The 18,998-nt window shown below is 41.8% G+C and carries 18 protein-coding genes and 1 pseudogene; 2 read left to right on the top strand and 17 right to left on the bottom strand.

Going from position 1 to position 18,998, the window contains the following annotated elements; translation table 11 throughout:
* Positions 1-149: 149 nt before the first annotated feature.
* Positions 150-1,571 (bottom strand): ATP-binding protein, encoded by a 1,422-nt coding sequence (locus NST81_RS07720; RefSeq protein WP_341029204.1) that lies wholly within the window; start codon positions 1,569-1,571, stop codon positions 150-152.
* 348 nt (positions 1,572-1,919) lie between these two features.
* Here NST81_RS07720 and NST81_RS07715 point away from each other — a divergent pair, with 348 nt between their 5' ends.
* Positions 1,920-3,404: an aldehyde dehydrogenase family protein gene (locus NST81_RS07715; RefSeq protein WP_048623214.1), complete on the top strand. Its 1,485-nt coding sequence runs from the start codon at positions 1,920-1,922 to the stop codon at positions 3,402-3,404.
* A gap of 429 nt (positions 3,405-3,833) precedes the next feature.
* On the opposite strand, the gene NST81_RS07710 is transcribed toward NST81_RS07715, so the two are convergent.
* The 14 genes and pseudogenes from NST81_RS07710 to NST81_RS07645 all read right to left on the bottom strand — a co-directional run bounded on the left by NST81_RS07710 (position 3,834) and on the right by NST81_RS07645 (position 16,510).
* On the bottom strand, positions 3,834-5,513 hold the full coding sequence (locus tag NST81_RS07710) for a long-chain fatty acid--CoA ligase (RefSeq protein WP_341029201.1): 1,680 nt from the start codon (positions 5,511-5,513) through the stop codon (positions 3,834-3,836).
* Between the two features lie 216 nt (positions 5,514-5,729).
* Positions 5,730-6,506 carry an enoyl-CoA hydratase/isomerase family protein gene (locus NST81_RS07705; protein WP_048623211.1) on the bottom strand — a complete coding sequence of 259 codons (777 nt, stop codon included), beginning with the start codon at positions 6,504-6,506 and terminating at the stop codon, positions 5,730-5,732.
* Between the two features lie 211 nt (positions 6,507-6,717).
* The gene (locus NST81_RS07700; RefSeq protein WP_341029196.1) at positions 6,718-7,470 is read right to left on the bottom strand and encodes a 2-phosphosulfolactate phosphatase; all 753 of its coding nucleotides are present in this window, start codon (positions 7,468-7,470) and stop codon (positions 6,718-6,720) included.
* A complete protein-coding gene (locus NST81_RS07695) occupies positions 7,467-8,537 on the bottom strand; it encodes a phosphotransferase family protein (protein ID WP_048623209.1) in 1,071 nt (356 codons plus the stop codon). The genes NST81_RS07700 and NST81_RS07695 overlap by 4 nt, the downstream gene beginning before the upstream one ends.
* Before the next feature lie 6 nt (positions 8,538-8,543).
* A complete protein-coding gene (locus NST81_RS07690) occupies positions 8,544-8,948 on the bottom strand; it encodes an acyl-CoA thioesterase (protein WP_003354652.1) in 405 nt (134 codons plus the stop codon).
* Between the two features lie 13 nt (positions 8,949-8,961).
* Positions 8,962-9,737, bottom strand: a pseudogene (locus tag NST81_RS07685) (enoyl-CoA hydratase).
* Positions 9,738-9,739: 2 nt separating this feature from the next.
* Entirely contained in the window at positions 9,740-10,621 is an 882-nt protein-coding gene (locus NST81_RS07680) for a 3-hydroxyacyl-CoA dehydrogenase family protein (protein WP_048623208.1), read from the bottom strand.
* Between the two features lie 54 nt (positions 10,622-10,675).
* Complete coding sequence (locus tag NST81_RS07675; RefSeq protein ID WP_048623207.1) at positions 10,676-11,245, bottom strand: TetR/AcrR family transcriptional regulator; 570 nt, start codon at positions 11,243-11,245, stop codon at positions 10,676-10,678.
* A 68-nt stretch (positions 11,246-11,313) separates the two neighbouring features.
* Positions 11,314-12,924 (bottom strand): long-chain-fatty-acid--CoA ligase, encoded by a 1,611-nt coding sequence (locus NST81_RS07670; protein ID WP_048623206.1) that lies wholly within the window; start codon positions 12,922-12,924, stop codon positions 11,314-11,316.
* A gap of 38 nt (positions 12,925-12,962) precedes the next feature.
* Entirely contained in the window at positions 12,963-13,745 is a 783-nt protein-coding gene (locus NST81_RS07665) for an SDR family oxidoreductase (RefSeq protein WP_048623205.1), read from the bottom strand.
* Complete coding sequence (locus NST81_RS07660; protein ID WP_341029183.1) at positions 13,733-14,968, bottom strand: acyl-CoA dehydrogenase family protein; 1,236 nt, start codon at positions 14,966-14,968, stop codon at positions 13,733-13,735. The genes NST81_RS07665 and NST81_RS07660 overlap by 13 nt, the downstream gene beginning before the upstream one ends.
* Before the next feature lie 240 nt (positions 14,969-15,208).
* Positions 15,209-15,346 carry a YuzL family protein gene (locus tag NST81_RS07655; protein WP_341029180.1) on the bottom strand — a complete coding sequence of 46 codons (138 nt, stop codon included), beginning with the start codon at positions 15,344-15,346 and terminating at the stop codon, positions 15,209-15,211.
* A gap of 110 nt (positions 15,347-15,456) precedes the next feature.
* Entirely contained in the window at positions 15,457-16,143 is a 687-nt protein-coding gene (locus tag NST81_RS07650) for an LrgB family protein (protein ID WP_270582983.1), read from the bottom strand.
* The gene (locus tag NST81_RS07645) at positions 16,118-16,510 is read right to left on the bottom strand and encodes a CidA/LrgA family protein (protein WP_003354647.1); all 393 of its coding nucleotides are present in this window, start codon (positions 16,508-16,510) and stop codon (positions 16,118-16,120) included. Before NST81_RS07645 ends, NST81_RS07650 begins: the two co-directional genes overlap by 26 nt.
* 172 nt (positions 16,511-16,682) lie before the next feature.
* Between NST81_RS07645 and NST81_RS07640 the strand changes: the two genes are divergently transcribed.
* Positions 16,683-16,925 carry a YkuS family protein gene (locus NST81_RS07640; RefSeq protein ID WP_327797838.1) on the top strand — a complete coding sequence of 81 codons (243 nt, stop codon included), beginning with the start codon at positions 16,683-16,685 and terminating at the stop codon, positions 16,923-16,925.
* Between the two features lie 293 nt (positions 16,926-17,218).
* Here NST81_RS07640 and mobB read toward each other — a convergent pair whose 3' ends face one another.
* A complete protein-coding gene (gene mobB, locus NST81_RS07635; protein WP_327797840.1) occupies positions 17,219-17,719 on the bottom strand; it encodes a molybdopterin-guanine dinucleotide biosynthesis protein B in 501 nt (166 codons plus the stop codon).
* Positions 17,689-18,981 carry a molybdopterin molybdotransferase MoeA gene (locus NST81_RS07630; RefSeq protein WP_341029174.1) on the bottom strand — a complete coding sequence of 431 codons (1,293 nt, stop codon included), beginning with the start codon at positions 18,979-18,981 and terminating at the stop codon, positions 17,689-17,691. The genes mobB and NST81_RS07630 overlap by 31 nt, the downstream gene beginning before the upstream one ends.
* Positions 18,982-18,998: the final 17 nt, after the last annotated feature.

The following is an 18,998-nucleotide window of genomic DNA, read 5'->3' as shown; positions in this document are numbered from 1 at the left end:
CAGCAAAGCATATAAAAGATCTTTTTCCTTGGAGTGAAACACAACAACAATTAACATTCGGAAAACCATTTCGTTTCTCTCCGTTTAGAAGATTAAGAAGGAGGAAGTTTTTAAACGCGATCGGCGCTTTTATATTGTTCCATCCGGCTTTATCTTCTGCCTATCGTTTTTTTGCTGATTTTTCTAGGCAATCGAATCGTAAAAGTAGTGCCTTTATTTACTTCACTATCAATTTCCAAAGACCCTTTATGATTTTTTATGATTCTCTGACAAATCATTAATCCAAGACCCGTTCCTTTTTCTTTTGTGCTAAAAAACGGTTCCCCCAATCTTGAAATCAGCTCTCTTGGAATTCCAATTCCTTCGTCGATCACACGTATCACCACATGATCTTCGGAATGATCCACTTCGGCTTCAATCGTGACGGTCCCGCCTTCCGGCATCGCTTCAATCGCATTTTTAATAAGATTAATTAACACTTGTTTAATTTGATCCGCTTCCGCTTCAATCACAGGACAATCCTTCAAGCGAATATCAGAAATAATATCAATATTATACATAATAGCTTGAGTCCTTAGGAGCGTGACAACACGATCAATTAACTCGACTAAATTGATTTCTTCAAGATGGGAAATCTGCGGTTTGGCAAGCACAAGCAAATCGCTGACAATTTTATCAATACGGTCGAGTTCTGTCAAAATCACATCCGTATAATCCCGATGACCCATATTGCTTAATAATTGGGTAAACCCTTTGATCGCCGTTAACGGATTTCGTATTTCATGGGCGATACCCGCGGCCAACTGTCCGACAATGGTCAGCTTTTCAGCTTTCTGAAGCATTTTTTCCGTTTCTTTTTTGTTGGTGATATCTTTTAAAATGATTTGATATGTATGCCGATTTTTATAAAACAGAGGTATTAATTTGAATTCTACGCATTTAACAATTTGATCCACTCTTCTAATGCAAACTTCCAGCGAATCTTGCTGGTGAGGATGTTGAAGATATGTTTTAACAAGCGGGATATATTCCTCAAGGAGATAGTCGAAAAGGGAACGGCCAATAATTTCCTCCTTTCTTGCTGAACCGAGTAGTTGTTTACCGGCTTGGTTAATATCGACAAAAAAGCCTTCCTCCGTGACGATTCCTATTGTATCGACCGTATTTTCCAACAAAAGGCGGTACTTTTCTTTTTCTTCTTGAATTTGTTCTTCAAACACTTTTCGTTCAGACACATCATGGGAGATACAAAAATATTCCATTTCATTTGTCATAGCAATGCAGCTCGTTTCAAGCCAAACATAATCGCCGCACTTTCTTCGTGCACGGTACTCAATCTTATCCCAGCCATGATCGGAAAGTTGCAACTTATACCGATCTTCCGGATGGATGTAGGAATAGATAAACGTCCCCAGCAATTCGTAAGCTTCATAGCCAAGGATGAGAGCTGAGGCTGGTGATACGTACGTCAATCTGCCGTTGGAAGAAATACACATGATCAGATGTCTGGAATCTTTGATCAACGATTGGAATTTATTCACAATAAATGAAATGTTTTTTTTGTTCACCATAAAATTAAACCCCTTAGCAATGAAGAAAAATGTCATTATTTTCTATTATACACAAAATTCAGGTTATTTGAGGCAATTTTACTTTTGAAGATCCTTTTATTGTCTCTGTTTCGCTCCTTTTGTTTGACATTTTCATTCCTCCAAAATTGCTGCTCTAAAGAAGAATTTCAATATAAAATTCTATTCAATGCCCTATATCATGGCAAGATATTTATAGATTGCGAAGAAAAAACAAGATTGTTGTCGAAAAATAAATTAAATATTTTTAATATTTATAATTGAAAGTCATTTATTTTCATGTTAGATTGATAGTGGTAACTCCCAAACTAAAATGTAAGGAGGAATTCGATGAGCTCAGTTGCAACTCCATTAAAGGAAAAAGTTGAACAATTTTTGTCTGGTGTCAAAAAATTGTACATTAACGGAGAATTTGTAAAAAGCGCCTCTGAAAAAACCTTTGATACTCCCAACCCTGCGACGGGTGAAGTGTTGGCTACAGTTTATGAAGCGCAAGAAGAAGATATTGACCGTGCTGTAAAAGCAGCAAGAGAAGCATTTGACAATGGTCCGTGGTCTAAACTAACCCCCGCGGAAAGAAGCCGATTAATGTACAAACTCGCAGATTTAATGGAAGAAAATAAAGAAGAACTGGCTCAACTAGAAACCCTCGATAATGGTAAGCCGATCAGGGAAACTTTGAATGCCGATGTTCCGTTGGCCATTGAACATTTGCGCTATTATGCCGGTTGGACAACGAAGATCGTTGGCCAAACCATCCCTGTGAACGGTCCGTTCTTTAACTACACCCGCCATGAACCGGTTGGAGTAGTCGGCCAAATTATCCCTTGGAACTTCCCGCTTTTAATGGCGTTGTGGAAATTAGGGGCCGCACTTGCTACCGGCTGCACCGTCGTATTAAAACCAGCAGAACAAACGCCTTTATCCGCTTTGTATTTAGCTGAGCTGATCGATGAAGCCGGTTTTCCTAAAGGAGTAGTGAACGTCGTACCAGGATTTGGTGAAACAGCCGGGCAACCGCTTGTAGACCATCCTCTTGTCGATAAAATTGCCTTTACAGGTTCAACAGAAGTCGGAAAATTAATTATGAAGCGAGCATCCAATTCGATCAAACGGATCACGCTTGAATTGGGTGGTAAATCACCGAACATCATCCTTCCGGACGCAGATTTTTCAAAAGCCATCCCGGGAGCTTTAAACGGGGTTATGTTCAATCAAGGTCAAGTATGCTGTGCCGGCTCACGCGTCTTTGTACCGAAAAAGCAATATGATAATATCGTTTCCGATATGGCGGATTATGCGAAAAACATTAAGCAAGGTTTCGGACTTCATTCCGATACAGAAATGGGTCCGCTTGTATCCGATGAGCAGCAAAATCGCGTTCTTGGATATATTGAAAAAGGATTGGAAGAAGGCGCTGAATTAGTCACCGGAGGAAAGAAACCGTTTGAGGAAGGTTATTTCGTCACTCCTACCATTTTCGCCAATGTGGAAGACGATATGACGATTGCAAAAGAAGAGATTTTCGGTCCGGTCATTTCTGCCCTGCCGTATGAAGATTTAGATGACTTAATCAATCGCGCGAACGATTCCATCTATGGATTGGCTGCTGGAGTTTGGACACAAGATGTGAAAAAAGCACATTACATCGCCAATAATCTCCGTGCTGGAACCGTTTGGGTCAACTGTTACAACATATTTGACGCTGCAAGTCCTTTCGGTGGATACAAACAGTCCGGTATCGGCCGGGAAATGGGCTCCTACGCTTTGCAAAACTATACGGAAGTAAAAAGCGTGTGGATCTCTCTGAACTAATAGCGGTAAAATAGTAAGGGCTTACAAGAGCTGGATCCTCTATTGATTTTCCTCTAAATTCAGCGAATCGCTTGAATTTAGAGAAGCTGGGAGGAATCTGGTTCTTTTGCCTTTTGCCTTGCCTTATTTTTCTTTGCTGTGATAAATTCGATTTTTACTTTTTTGAAGATGGTTCATTCTAAAAGTTTCACCTTCCCCCGATTTATGAATTCTTCTTCTTCCTTCAAAAACGGCCAAATGCTTATGAGAATTCCGTGTTTCACTTTTTTACTTTGAACAAAATCAAACCTTCCCCTTTCTCAACAGTAAAAGTACAATCGAAATGAATCCTTCACAAACGTGATCGGTTTTCGGTCCAAAAAATATCCGATTACAGAAAAAGACCGTGCAAATGTTGAAACGCACGGTCTTTTTGACCTTTTTCAGGAATTATTTATTCATTTCAAATTTTTTCTTCTCTTCTTCCGCGAGTTTTCTCCACAAAAGCTTTCCACTGGACGTAGTGGGCAAGGAATCGCGGAATTCAATAAATCTTGGATATTTATAAGCTGCCATGTGTTCTTTAGACCAACGAATCAATTCTTCTTCCGTAATTTTTCCTTTGTAGTCTTCATTCAAAATGATGAAAGCCTTTACATTTTCACCTCTTTTTGGATCTGGAATTCCGACCACACAAGCTTGCTGCACGGCTGGATGTTTGTAAAGATAACTTTCGACTTCAGTCGGCCAAACTTTAAATCCCGAAGCATTGATCATTCTTTTTAAACGGTCCACAATGAAATAATATCCTTCTTCATCGCGAACCCCAATATCGCCAGTCCGGAAGAATTTTTTACCATCTATTTCAAGGAAAGCCTTTTCGTTATCCTCTTTGCGGTTATAATATCCGACAAATACTTGAGGACCGTGTACCACAATTTCCCCTTCTTGACCGTCGTCCAATTCTTCTAAAGTTTGTGGGTTTATGATTCTAGCATCAACATCGAACGATGGAACCCCTAAACATTGCAATTTTGGGCGATCCGGCGGATTGAAATGTGTATGAGAAATCGTTTCGGATAATCCATATCCTTCTACATAGCGAAGGCCCGTTAATTTGTACAGCTTCTCCCCAACGGCCGCTGGCAGCGAAGCTCCTCCCCCCGCAATTAATTCCAGCGAGTCGACATCTTCTTTTTTCAGCAGGGGATTGGCAAGAAAATCAATAAGCATGGTGCTGATGACCACCCAATGAGAAATCTGTTTCTTTTTTATGATTTTTCTGGCATATTCGCGGTCCCAGCGCGTTAATACGATCATTTCCGCTCCTACAAAAATAGGCATATGCATGCTGTGAATCATTCCGGTCACATGGAACAGCGGCAATGTTGTGAAACAAACTGAATTGGGCGTTAAAATATCCCAATATGCTCCACCTATCGTGTTTGCCTGGACACTGCTATGTTTATGCAAGCATCCTTTTGGCAAACCCGTTGTACCGGATGTGTACGGCATGACGGCAAGATCGTCCGCATCTCCCAGCGTACACTCCGGTTTTTCTCCAGCTTCTAACACATCTTTCCATAAATAATGATTTTGTTTTGAGAACAGACGGCGACTTTCTGCCACTACCGGAGGAATTGGATCATCCACTTCTTCGGGCAAATAATCATGATAACAAGCGATCACTAACTGTTCTAGAGGAGTTTGTTCCAAAAGCGGGGCAACATAATCATAAATTTCTTGTGAAACGATACCGGTTTTGATCTGGGCGTCTTGAATATAAAATCTAAGTTCTTCGTTTGTATTCATCGGATTGATCGGAACGACAATCGCATTAATCCTGGATATAGCGTAATAAGAAATGATAAATTGAGGCGAGTTTTGCATATACAGCATGACACGGTCCCCTTTTTGGACGTGCAGCCTTTTTTCCAAAAAACCCGCGATTCTCTCTGCTTCTTCCAAAATTTGTTGATAAGAATACGTGGCGCCATAATAATAAATGGCATTTTTTTGAGGAAATCGTTTGGCGGAAACAACTAAATTATCGAAAATATTGGTTTTTGGAACCGTTAGCGTTTTGGGGACTCTTGTTGGCCAGAATGAAAAATGGGCAGTATTTTTCATTTTTCTCCTCACCTCATGAATTCATAATATTTTCCTTTTATCAAAACAGCCGGGTGTCTAAAAGGGAGATTTCTAATATTCCAGTTTTAGTGTGTCAACTTGTTATACGGTCTTTACCACAGGCATCTGAACGTTATTCATAATCAGAAACAATCTTTATCGTTCTTTCTATCATGATCCATAGTCGAGCTTCATCGTGTATTTCAGTGCAGCCGTTTATTTTCCTCGAAAAATCGGTGTTCTTTTTTCATTAAAAGCGGTAACACCTTCTTTATGGTCCTCTGTTTCCGCCATCAGCATCTGTGTGAGCCTTTCTCTTTCAAGCACTTGTTCTAAAGTCAGCTGATAAGATTCATTGATCAACTTTTTCATTTTTCCATACGCTTTAAGAGGTCCTTGCGATAAGCGCGCAGCAAAAATGATGACTTCATCCTGCAGCTCTTCGATAGGCACCACGCGGTTGATGATTCCTAACGCAAGCGCTTCTTTTGCTGTGATAGGCTCTGCTAAGAAGAACAATTCTTTCACTTTATGGGGACCTAAAATTTTAGGTAAAAAATGGAGGCCTCCGCCATCGGAAATAAGCCCTACTTGAGCAAAACTTAAGATAAATTTACTTTCATCCGATGCAAGAATAAAATCGCAAGCTAGAGCCAAATTAAATCCCGCTCCTGCCGCATATCCATGAACGGCTGCCACAATCGGTTTTTCCACTTCTTGCATCGTCAAGATACATTGATTGAGATGACCTACATGCTCATACAAGGATGTGATGTCAGTTCGGCTGGCCATGCTTTTCACATCACCCCCCGCAGAGAAAGCTCTGCCTGAACCTCTTATGACGATTGCCTTCACTGAATCATCCTCACCCGCTTGTTGCAGTTGTTCTCTCAAACCAATGAGCATATCCTCGCTAAAAGCGTTTAAACTTTCCGGACGATTTAACGTCAAAATCAAAATTTTTCCTTGTTTCTCCACTAATACATCACTCATTCTTTTCCATCTCCTTTTCCCATTTTTTTGATCAACTTACCGAATCTACTAATAAATTAGTGGCGACGTTGATCCGTGTATTTGAACAACTGTTCCGCTGGAATCACAGAACAAAAGTAAACGCTTTCCAAATGGATTGTTGGACGCTTCTCCTTTTTGTAATGAGTATATACCCACTCATATTGTATATCTGATTGGATTCAGACTTCCCTTAAAAATGAGGTTGACTATCCTGCTCATTTTCCACATGGATTAACTTTCCGTCTTTCCAGCGCGGAACGACAGTGAAGGCACTTTTTTGGGAAATAAAGTCCAATTCATCATCATACGAATAGCGCGAAAGTATTTTTCCGATTCTTGTTAAGCGCAAAAGTTCATAAGGATGATCCTTTTGGGATCGATAAAACAATTGCGCCGTTTTCGCAGCATCCGTCAACTGAAAAGAATGAAGCGAAAGCAAGCAGTCGACCATGTAGCCGGCCCCATAAAAATCTTCCATACTGAAGCTGCCGCGCGACCCTCCGCAAATAAGGAGGATGGTTTCATTTTGATAATGTTTCACAATGTCGGCTGCGACAGCTTCTGTATTTAATAGGCTGGCTGCGTATAATTTTTTGGCCGACTCCGCTTTCTTCAGTGCCACTGTACCATTTGTCGTCGATAAAATGAGCGTTTTTTCTTTAATCCTTTTTCCCAGCTCTTTTGGATAAGGATCCAGAAACCCTTCCATTGATTTCCCGTTATATTCTCCGGCAAGCACAGCAGACGATGACGGAAATGCAGAGGATACTTCGACTGCTTCTTCCCTGTCGTATACAGGAATCACGGCTTCGGCCCCTTGTTCCAGCGCAGCCGTAATGGTGGATGTGGCCAGTATAATATCAAATACAACGGCGATTTTTCCTGCCAATCTTTCCATCACTAAATCTTCTTTTTTCAATACTACGTGGATCTTCCTTGTCATAGCTCACCTCTTTCACTATGAAAAGCCGTCAGCCAGGAATATCGAACTAATGATTTGGCAAATTCTCCGTAGCGGGCAAAGCGATGATCATTTGTCTGGCCGTTTTTGTAACGATAATAAATCTGCTGGCAAATACCAGCTAATTTAAAATATCCGAACGATAAATAAAATGGAAAATGTTCCACGTCCCTTCCGCTTTTCCTGCTGTAGCTTTTCACAAATTCCTTTCTTGTGTAAAATCCAGCCAACGTTGTGACAGAGGGCTTCCCAAATCCTGCTTTCAACTCGGGCGGATCATCTGGTTCCTGCCAATAGCTCATAGCTGCTCCCAAATCAGCCAATGGATCTCCTACTGTTGCCATTTCCCAGTCAAGCAACCCTGTCATCTTCGACAAATCTTCAGAAAATAGAGCATTGTTCAGCTTGTAATCATAATGGATAATGGCCGGTTCAGGTGAAGTTGGAATATGGTGGACAAGCCATGTTTTCAACCGTTCCAACTCGGGAAGATCTTCCGTTTTCACTCGTTCAAAACGAGCGATCCAGCCATGCACTTGCCGTTGTAAAAATCCTTCCGGCTTCGTCATTTTCTCTAGTATTGTTCCTTTATATGGAACAGAGTGAAGATTCACAAGCATATCGACCATCATCTCAGAAATGCGCTTCCCTAATGCCGGCGTTGGTTCAATCTCTTCCGGAAAATCGGTATCGATCAAAATCCCTTCTTTTTTTTCCATCAAAATAAATGGCTTTCCCACAATAGAATCATCTTCGCAAAATAGAAATGGCCGCGGCGCCAAAGGGAAATGTTCCGCTAATACTGACAGAAATTGATGCTCCCGTTTCATATCATGAGCTTTCGGAGCAACAGGCCCCATAGGCGCACGCCTTAATACCGCCTCCCAATTTCCTATGTTTAATGCATATGTGAGGTTCGAGGCTCCCGTACCGAATTGCCGGATCTCTAACGGCGAATCCGGTAAATCCTTAAAATTCTTGCGTAAATACGCTTCCAATTTTTCTTTATTTATTTCCTCTCCTTTTCGGACAGGTATGATATGGGACAATCGGTATCACTTCCTTTTCAGAAATTCCGTTTCTTCCAAGTGTTGATGTAAATAATTTCTCAGTTCTGTCGGCAAAGGTTCGCTTTCTTGGGTATCAAAGTTAAAATAGACGATCACGGCTTCGGCACAAGCGACAGTTTTGCCAGTATGTTTGTCTATAATTTCGTGACCCAATGTAAAACTTTTCGTTCCGATTTTTTTGATCGATGTCGTGACAACAAGCCTTTGATTATAATAGGCTTGAGCAACAAAATCACAGCGTGTGGAAGCCAATATAAAACAATGATCCATATTAGTTTCTTCCAAAAAATCGAGACGCGCTTCCTCTAAATAAGCAAAATAACTAGTATTATTCACATGCCCAAAAGCATCCGTTTCACAAAAACGGACACGGATTTCAGTTGAATGCAACGAATTTCCTCCTTTACCGATGGGAAAAAGATGCTTCCCTTTTTTCTATAAACGCTTGCACACCTTCTTTGATATCTTCTGTTTGAAAAACTTCTTCAAAGAGCTGTGCTTCCAGCTGAATTCCTTCCCACAATGGAGCTTGAAGACCTTCATTGATGGCTTTTTTAATTCTGATTAAAGCTGGCAAGGAAAAGCGGTTGATTTTTTCCGCCAGTTTTTTTGCATAGTTTAAACCTTCTCCTTTCGGGACAACATGATCCACGAGCCCAATTTGAAGTGCTTTTTCTGCCGATATGGGATCACCTGTGAACATCAATTCCTTCGCTTTGCTTGCCCCAATTAGGCGTGGAAGCCGTTGAGTCCCTCCCCCCTGGGAATAGGCCTAGCTTGATTTCCCGCAAACCGATTTGGACGTGATCTTCGGCTATCCGGAGATCAGCTGTCAGTGCTAATTCGCAGCCGCCTCCCAATGCCAATCCATTTAACACAGCTATCGTAGGTTTTTTAATATTCTGAATTTTAAAGAAAAAATTATCCGTTTTCATGAATTCTTCTTGAAGCCCCTTTTTCCCAATCCATCGTGGGAAATCTTTTATATCCGCTCCCGCCATAAAAGCCCGTTCTCCTGCACCAGTTAGAAGAATAGCAGTAATCGTTTTCGTCCTCTTCCAGTTGATCGAAAATTTCCGAAATTTCATTTGTCACTTGTCGGCTTAACACATTGAGAGGAGGATTGTTTATCGTCACAATCGCTGTCCTTCCTTCTTTTTCAAGGCTTATTAATGTCATTCTTATTTCACCTCTTCTTTTTCATACGTATAGAAACCCTTGCCTGTTTTTCGTCCAAGCTCTCCCTTTTCCACTTTCTCTTGCAAACATTTCGCCGGTCGTTCCAGAGGGTTTCCTGATTCTTGATATTGCTGATTTTGAACGAAATAGACAACATCTAGACCAGAGAAATCCATTAACTCAAACGGCCCCATCGGATGACCTAATGCTTTCTTAACGATCAAATCAATATCTTGATAGTCGGCATAGCCATTTTCATATAGATAAATAGCTTCCTTATTTAGTGCACCTAAAATCCGGTTTGCAATAAATCCGGAAATTTCTTTTTTTAACAGGACAGCTGTTCGATTCATCCGTTCGCAGACTTCCATCGTCACCTTTGCCGTTTCTTCGCTTGTTTGGCTGCTCATGACGACTTCCACACAATCCATGACAAGCGGTGGGAAGAAAAAGTGCATATTAATCATTTTTTCCGGCCGTTCCGTTACTTCTGCTATGAGAGAATTCACGATCGTAGAACTGTTGGTGGCTAATATAGCGTGTTTTGGCGCCCATGTATCAAGCTCCTTAAATACGCTCCGCTTCACTTCCAGTTTCTCGACAACCGCTTCAATGACAAAATCGGCATCTTGAACCGCTTCCTTTAAATTCGTGGAAAAAACGAGCCGGGCAAAAGCGGCATTTACGGCATCCTCTGTGATTTTCCCTTTGGAAACCCATTTATTCATAATTCCATTCAAAGATTTTTCAGCTTTCGTTAGCGCGCTTTCGCTTATGTCTTGGATAGCGGTTTCAAAACCGCCCAATGCAGCCAACATCGCAATTTGGTGCCCCATTTGTCCTGATCCGATCACTGCTATTTTCTTCACATCATTAATGTTCATGACAGTACCCCCTTATGGACTCATTACATCGCAATCAAGAGTTGATACTGAATATCAATTATTATGTTGGATCCCATGAATGAGCATTTCATAAAAAATTTCGGCCACACGCTTGTCGCTCACTTTTCCTGTTGGCTTAAACCAAAAATAGCTCCAATTGGCAATGCCTAAAATGCCGAATGAAACAATATCAGGCGGCAAGTCTGTGCGGAATTCTCCGTTTTTTATTCCCTCTTCAATCAATAATTGAACATTTTCTCGAAATTGATCTCTTTTCGGCAGAACGATATCAAGATATTGATCGCTTAAATGATTGATTTCCCTTATGAATACTTTTGCTCGCTGTCCTTCTTTTTCGATATCTTGAATTAATTTATAAATGATCGCAAATAATTTTTCTTGACACGTTTTGCTTGGATCCGAGATGATTTTTTTCTGATTCTCTAAAAGACGTTCGATATATTGCAAATGGATATCCTTTAGCAATTCTTCTTTGCTTTTGAAATAATAATAAAAGGTTCCTTTCGTTACATGCAGTTCATCCATGATGTCCTGTATAGAGGTTTCTTTAAAGCCTTTTTCAGCAAATAGCTCGATGCTCTTGTCCATGATTGTTTCTTTCATTGTACAATCCTCACCGTTATCAGTTTTTTGTGATTATACTATAAGAACGAGAGCATCAATACAAGTCTTCATTGTTTTTTCATTGACTCTTCTCGGATGGCTCTTCTCAAAATTTTCCCTATATTGGTTTTGGGCAATTCGTTTCTAAATTCAATGATTTTTGGTACTTTATATGCGGATAGATGCTGTTTGCAGTGATCGATCAATTCTTTCTCGCTTGTTGTTGCCCCTTCCTTTAAGACGATAACAGCTTTAACCGTCTCCCCTCTGTAGGCATCTGGAACGCCAATCACCACTGCTTCCTGAACGGCTGGATGCTCGTATAAAACTTCTTCTACGTCGCGCGGATAAATATTATAGCCACTTGCGATAATCATATCTTTTTTGCGATCGATAATGGATACGTATCCTTCCATATCCATTTTGGCGATATCTCCCGTATACAGCCAGCCGTTGCGTAACGTCATCGCCGTTTCTTCCGGTTGGTTCCAGTATCCTTTCATTACTTGCGGGCCTTTGATGACCAATTCTCCTGGCTCACCAGGCGGCATTTCTTTCGTTCCAGATTCCAAATCGACTATTTTATAAGCTGTCCGAGGGAACCCGATCCCAACCGTTCCCGCTTTTCTTGCTGCAAACGGAGGATTGCAATGGGTTGTAGGTGACGCTTCTGAAAGACCGTACCCCTCTACTATTTTCGCTCCTGTTTTTCTTTCAAATTCTTTCATGACTTCTATTGGCATAGGCGCACTTCCGGAATTGCATAATTTCATAGAATCCAATTGGTACTCGTGGGCGCGTGGGTGATTGGTAATCGCTACATACATGGTTGGAACACCTGGAAATACCGTCGGCTGTTCTTTCTTAATGGTCTCCAACACTTCTTGAAGATCAAATTTTGGGAGAAGGATCATTTCATTCCCACAAAAAATGGAAAAGTTCATGCATGATGTCATCCCAAATACATGAAATAGTGGAATAACCGTTAAACATTTTTCATTGCCTGGATTTAATTCACTTTTAAAAAACTCGTAAGTTTGAACAATGTTAGCCACCAAATTAAAATGAGTCAGCATAGCCCCTTTTGATCTGCCTGTAGTACCGCCCGTATACTGCAAAACCGCAATATCGTTTTTTGGATCTATCTTCACAGGCAAAAAATCGTTTTTTACTGAAAGAACAGATTGAAGCGCCAAATCGGGAAGCTTAGGATGAAAAAGATCTCCTAAACTGACAGTCATCACGGTTTCAATTGCCGTATATTTCTGTACTGATTTTATTTTTGGGTAAAGAGCATCTATCAGAATGATGATTTTCGCCTGACAATCTTTTAAAATATACTCCAGTTCTTTCTCCGATAGCATCGGGTTTAGCTGGGTGACGATTCCGCCAGCGGCAAGGATCCCATAATAACTGATCAAATATTGTGGGCAATTTGGCAATTGTATGGCGACCCGGTCACCTTTTTGAACACCTAGTTTCTGCAAATGGGCGGCAAATATTTGAACTGCTTCCCAAAGTTGTTCATATGTCAGTTTACGGCCATAAAAACTGGCGACATATGCTTGAGGGAATTTTTCCACCGACTGTTCTAACATTTCAGGCAATGTCATTTCCGGAATCGTTATATCATGGGAACAGTTTCCCTGATAGGGAGCAAAGTATTGAACTTCCTCCATTGGAAAATCCCCCTTTTGATCCAATCAGTCCGGAAATTTTATGTCAGAGCGTGCGATCCACCATCCACAAAGAGGACATCCCCGGTTATATAATCCGAAGCTTTTGAGGCCAAAAAAACGGCCGCTCCCTTTAAATCATCGTCACTACCGAATCTTCTTAACGGCGTATGTGACAGCCAATAATCTTTCCCTTTCTCAATAACGACATTCGACATTTTCGTCGGGAAGAACCCCGGCGCAATCGCATTCACATGAATATGATACGGCCCCCATTTCACCGCCAAATCTTTTGTAAAAGTAATGATGGCACCTTTGCTGGTATTGTAGCCGATGGCATCCAAATAATCGGGATCCGTTCCGCCAAGCCCGGCAATCGAAGCCATATTTATAATCTTTCCCGACTGCTGCTCTATCATTTTTTTCCCAACCGCTTGCGACATTAAAAACGTGCCGGTAACATTCACATCGATTACTTTTTTCCAAGCATCAATCGGCATTTCCGCCGCTGGCGCCCCCCATGAAACTCCGCTGTTATTCACTAAAATATCAATGCGTCCCAACTTGCGAATCGTTTGATCCACTACCGTCTGAACATCCTCCGGTTTTGTGACATCGCATTCCAGAGCTAATGTTTTTATCCCGTACACGGACTGTAAACGTTCAGCTGTTTCTTGACAATTCTCTACTTTACGCGAACAAAGGACAACGTTCACTCCTGATTCAGCGTACGCTTCTGCGATCTGCTCTCCTAATCCTCGCCCTCCTCCAGTAATAATCGCCGTTTTTCCGGTTAAGTCAAACAGTTCCTTTACTGTTGCCATTGAAATCTCTCCCTTTCTAGTGAATGCTCACGCAATTCCAGCTTCGCAATTTGCTGTTTATGAACTTCATCCGGACCATCAGCTAGTCTTAGTGTTCTTATATTGGCCCAATGAGCGGCAAGAGTCGTATCATTGCTGACGCCTTTCGCACCGAATGCTTGTATGGCGCGGTCTATTACTTTTAAGGCCATATTCGGAGCAATCACTTTAATCATCGCAATCTCTTTTTTGGCCGCTTTATTGCCGACCGTATCCATCATATAAGCCGCTTTTAAAGTCAACAGCCTTGCCTGTTCAATTTCGATCCGCGATTGAGCAATCCAATCTTGGATCACTCCTTTCTTCGATAAAGATTCGCCAAAAGCCTCCCTTTCTTGTACGCGTTTACACATTTCGTCCAGCGCTCTTTCTGCAGCGCCAATAATTCTCATGCAATGATGAATTCGTCCAGGTCCCAACCTACCTTGGGCGATGGCGAATCCTTTGCCTTCTTCCCAAATGATATTTTCCGCCGGTACCCTCACGTCGTGAAAAAGAATTTCCGCATGCCCATGTGGAGCGTGATCATATCCAAAAACGGGGAGCATGCGCTTAATCTCCACACCCTTTGTATCAAGAGGAACGATAATCATGGATTGCTGTTCGTGTTTTGGAGCATCGGGGTTCGATTTGCCCATGACGATGGCAAATTTGCAACGCGGATCCCCTGCTCCGGAAGACCACCATTTCAAACCGTTTATCACATATTCGTCTCCATCCCGCACGATGCTGGCCGAAATATTGGTGGCGTCGCTGCTCGCAACATCCGGTTCCGTCATCGAAAAACAAGAACGAATGTCGCCGTTCAGAAGAGGTTTCAGCCACTTTTCTTTTTGCTGCTCGCTTCCATAACGGACGAGAACTTCCATATTCCCGGTATCAGGTGCATTGCAGTTAAATATTTCCGGAGCGATCATGCTTCTTCCCATAATTTCGCAGAGCGGGGCATATTCCAAATTGGTCAATCCGGCGCCATATTCGCTGTCAGGCAAAAACAAATTCCATAATCCTTCTTTCTTAGCCTTCTGCTTCAGCTCTTCTAAAATGGGTGGAATGGACCAGCGAGTTTCTTGATCATTCAACTGTTCCTCGAATGTTTTTTCATTCGGATAAATGTATTCTTCCATAAAGGCTGTCAACCGCTTTTGAAGATTGATCACTTTTTCGGAAAACGAAAAATCCATAGAAGTTTGGCCCCCTTTTTTAACTAACCGGTCGGTATGTGCCGTTAATTGTATGTTATATCAATTAAGTATTCCTGACAATAATATTTTATAAAATTCTGAAAATTTTATTCGACATAAAAATAGGAAAATCCTATTTTGGTCCATCCGTTATTTACAAACTTTTGCGCTCAATAAAAAATCAGTTTCCTCCGGGCCAAGTCAGGATGACCAATGGAAACCGGAGGAAACCAATAAAAATCAATACTTTTTCTGTTTTTTCTCTGCTGATGAGTGGCTCACACCGCCGGCTGTTTCTCGTTCCGTTGTTCCTTGCCCTTCCGTTTGAGAAGAGTCTAAACCAATAGTGGAAGGATCTTTTTTTACTCGTTTGCTCAATTTCCATCACCTCTGTCTTACTTTACCTTGACAGCCGCTTTTTATGTATCATACCAGCTGCTTTTTTTAGGATGGAAATCCACGTCCGTGACTTAAATCTTGTTTGTCCGTCAGAACAAGAGCGGAAACAACCACGGAAGAACGGCTGATGTCAAAATGGACGCAAACCCCATGGCAGCCCCGGATACTCCTCCCGGCAACGACCCTTCTGACAGTATTTGCGCTGTGCCGATACCGTGAGAAACCGTACCAATGGATAGTCCTCTGGAAAACGGATCTGATATCCTCGTCACATTCAATAGCCACGGTCCGAACATTGCTCCGAAGATGCCGGCGACCATGACAAAAATCGCCGATAGCGCAGGATCTCCCCCTATAATCTTCGCTTCTTCTATGGCAACCGGCGTTGTAACCGATTTCGTCGCTACTGAGGCTGCAATGGTTCCCGAAAAATCAAATAGTTTGGCAAGCAAAACAGCAGAAATGACGGTTGAAAAGGTACCCAAGACGAGTCCGGCAAGTGCAGGCATCCATTTTTTTAACAGCAAATCTTTATTATGATAAAGCGGAACAGCAAGCGCCACTGTCGCTGGTCCAAGCAGATAAGTCATAATATCCTTTGCCGGCCCATAGTCTTTGTAATCCATTCTACATACCGTAAGCACGATGATGATGAGTACTGTACTCAAAAAAACAGGTGTGGTCAAAGGGGATGGGTATTTCCGGGCCAAAATGCGAGAAATCCAATAAGCCGCTATCGTCACGACAATACTAAACACTGTAATGGCGATCTTCATCCATATTCCCTTCTTTCTCTTTTCCCAGCCATTGACTTGTATACCCCGTAATCAACAGACCGATAATGGAGCTGCCCAGTAAAATAATGATCAATGCAAATCCATTTTTGACAAAAAAATTCCCATAGCTCATGAAACCTACTGAAATGGGAATGAAGAAAAACGCTAAATGCTTATTTAGAAAAGAAGCTCCCCTCTCCACCCAATGAATTTTCACAATTCCAGTTAGAAGCAGTATAAATAAAATCACCATTCCCAGCACGTTTCCCGGAATGGGGATATGAAAAAACTCGACGATACTATAGCTAATCTCATTGATAAGCCATAAAAAAGCGATTTGCAACACAAAAATAAATCCCTGCTTCATCACTCACACCTCCATTTTACCGAAAATTCAAATAACAATTAATTTTATTGTAACTCATTCGTCCAATGAATGGAGAAAAAAATCCATCTTTCATCGTTTTCGAAAAAAACAGACGCCATATTGTGTATAAATCCTTTCATCCTAGAAAACGATAGGAAGGGAGGTGTTAGGAATGGCAAAAATCGGAGTAGAAGAATCATTGCACAATGTATCCGAAGCCTTAAAAGAAAGAGGATATCAAGTGGTGGAATTGAAGAAGGAGTCTGACGCCCGCGGCTGCGATTGTTGTGTGGTCACCGGATTGGACTTCGATATGTTGGGCATTCAAAATACGGTCATAAAAGGACCAGTCATCAACGCCGACGGCTTAAGCGCCGATGAAGTTTGTCGTGAAGTTGAAAACCGACTTCAATAGAGACACTCAGCGGGAAAACCCGCTGAGTGTTTTTTCCGGCTTTCATATGCTCTCTCAAGTGAAGTGCTTACTGTTGAAAACTTTCCCATCCAGTCTCAATTGCTTACTAGAACGTCAGAAAAGACAAAAGTCCTTATCTGTTGTTTGAAGTTTGACACCGACAAAAAAGCAGACAATGGAAAAGACTTGGCTTTTCGTCATTTACCATTTAGCAAGACGGTTCATCTCAGAGAAATCTTATTATGAGCTGCTTGTATTTTTCATGCTGAAATGATTTTTTCGTGTTTTTCCGCCTATAACAAGAAATAGTTCCATAGCCATTCTGCCATTGATTTTTTATCCTCAACGTGAAAAGCAGGAATTTGTTTAAATTGATGCGGGAAAGGCGTGATGACGGCTTGTACATTTTCCAATTTCAATAAATTCTTGTCCTCTTCTCGGTGAATCATAACCGCTTTAGGAAACGAAGCTTTTTTATAGCCTTCTATCAAAATGAAATCAAGTGGAAGCGATTGATACAGTTTCAATATGTCTTCTAAGCCATAGTAACCGTTGATCGTGACAACGGCTGTGTTTCCGCCTTCTACCGTAACAGCATAAGCGCCTTTTTTCCGATACCTTTCTGTATCTTTTCCTTTATCTCCGATGACAGGTCGTCCACCATGTCCATGATGTTTCACTACGCCCACCGTTTTTCCGTGAAAAGAAGCATATTCAAGCAAATATTCGATCCAAGTTGTTTTCCCGCTATTTTGATACCCTACTATTTGGAAGATCTTTTGCTCTCTTCCCACCACGACTCACTCCCCGTGTTATCTTCGAGAAAGAGAACATCTACAAGATCTCCGCTTCCAAACCCTCTTGTTCCTCCCGGAAGAACCATTAAGCAGTCTGACCACGCCAAGGACGTTACGACGTTTGATTTATCCAGTCCCACCGGTTTTACATGCAGCTTTCCGTCCTCGCCATAAAAGACTCTGCTGCGCACAAACCTGGAAAAAGGATTGGCTTTCGGGAATTCTGATTGTAAAAAAGCTTTTCCTTGGCGCAAGTATGGTTTAGAAGAATGAAGCCAGTAACGTATAAGGGGGCGAACATACAATTCAAATCCAACATAACAAGCAGAAGGATTTCCGGACAATCCAAACAGCATTTTGCCATTCAAAACGGCGGCCGTTGTCACACTACCAGGACGCATAGCGATTTTATTAAAAAGCACTTCAGCCTTCATTTGGCGATAAATTTCCGGCAAATAGTCAAAATCTCCTACAGAAACTCCGCCCGTCGTAATGACTATATCGCATTCTTTGTACGCAGTTTTGACAGCATTTAATACCGAATCGACATCATCGGCGCATTGCCCGTATGTTTTGACTTTTCCCCCTGCTCTTTCAATTTGCGAAGCGATCATGTACAGATTGGAATTGCGGATTTTTCCCGGCACCAATTCTTCATCTACATTTAATAGCTCAGATCCCGTAGCAAGTACACCGACAACGGGAGGTTTCACAACGGGAACTTTGGCATAACCGAAAGTTGCAAGCAACGCTTTTACACCGGGATTAATTTGAATTCCTTCTTCTATCAAAGGCTGACCTTTCTTGGCATCTTCTCCTTTAAAGGAAATATTATCATGTTTTTGGAACGGCCGTTTGATCGCAATAAATGTTTTGCCATCCCGTTTTTCCTCATGAACCAATTCAAGCATGACGACACAGTCCGTCCCTTCCGGAATAGCCGCTCCTGTCATAATGCGGATTGCCTCCATTTTCCCAACTCGAAAAGGACTTACTTGCCCGGCTCCAATTTCATCGATGACTTCAAGAAAAACCGGGCTGTCGCTAGTCGCATCTGCAGTATCTTCGCTGCGGACGGCAAACCCATCATAAGGAGAGCGGTCAAAGGGCGGTACATCGTGATCCGCTACTAACGGTTTTCCTAAAAAGCGGCGATCGCACGCATCAATATCCACATATTCTATTTCTCCAAGCTGCTTCCACTCCATGACTCTCCGAACGGCTTCACCAACTTTGATCGGGCTTCTCCGTTCCACCATGATCCTCATCCTTTCTC

The sequence above is a fragment of the Bacillus sp. FSL W8-0223 genome (assembly GCF_038006805.1).
GTDB classification, from domain to species: domain Bacteria; phylum Bacillota; class Bacilli; order Bacillales; family DSM-4216; genus Bacillus_O; species Bacillus_O smithii.
Note: the sequence above shows the minus strand (reverse complement) of the source record. Positions and strands in the feature narration are given on the sequence as shown.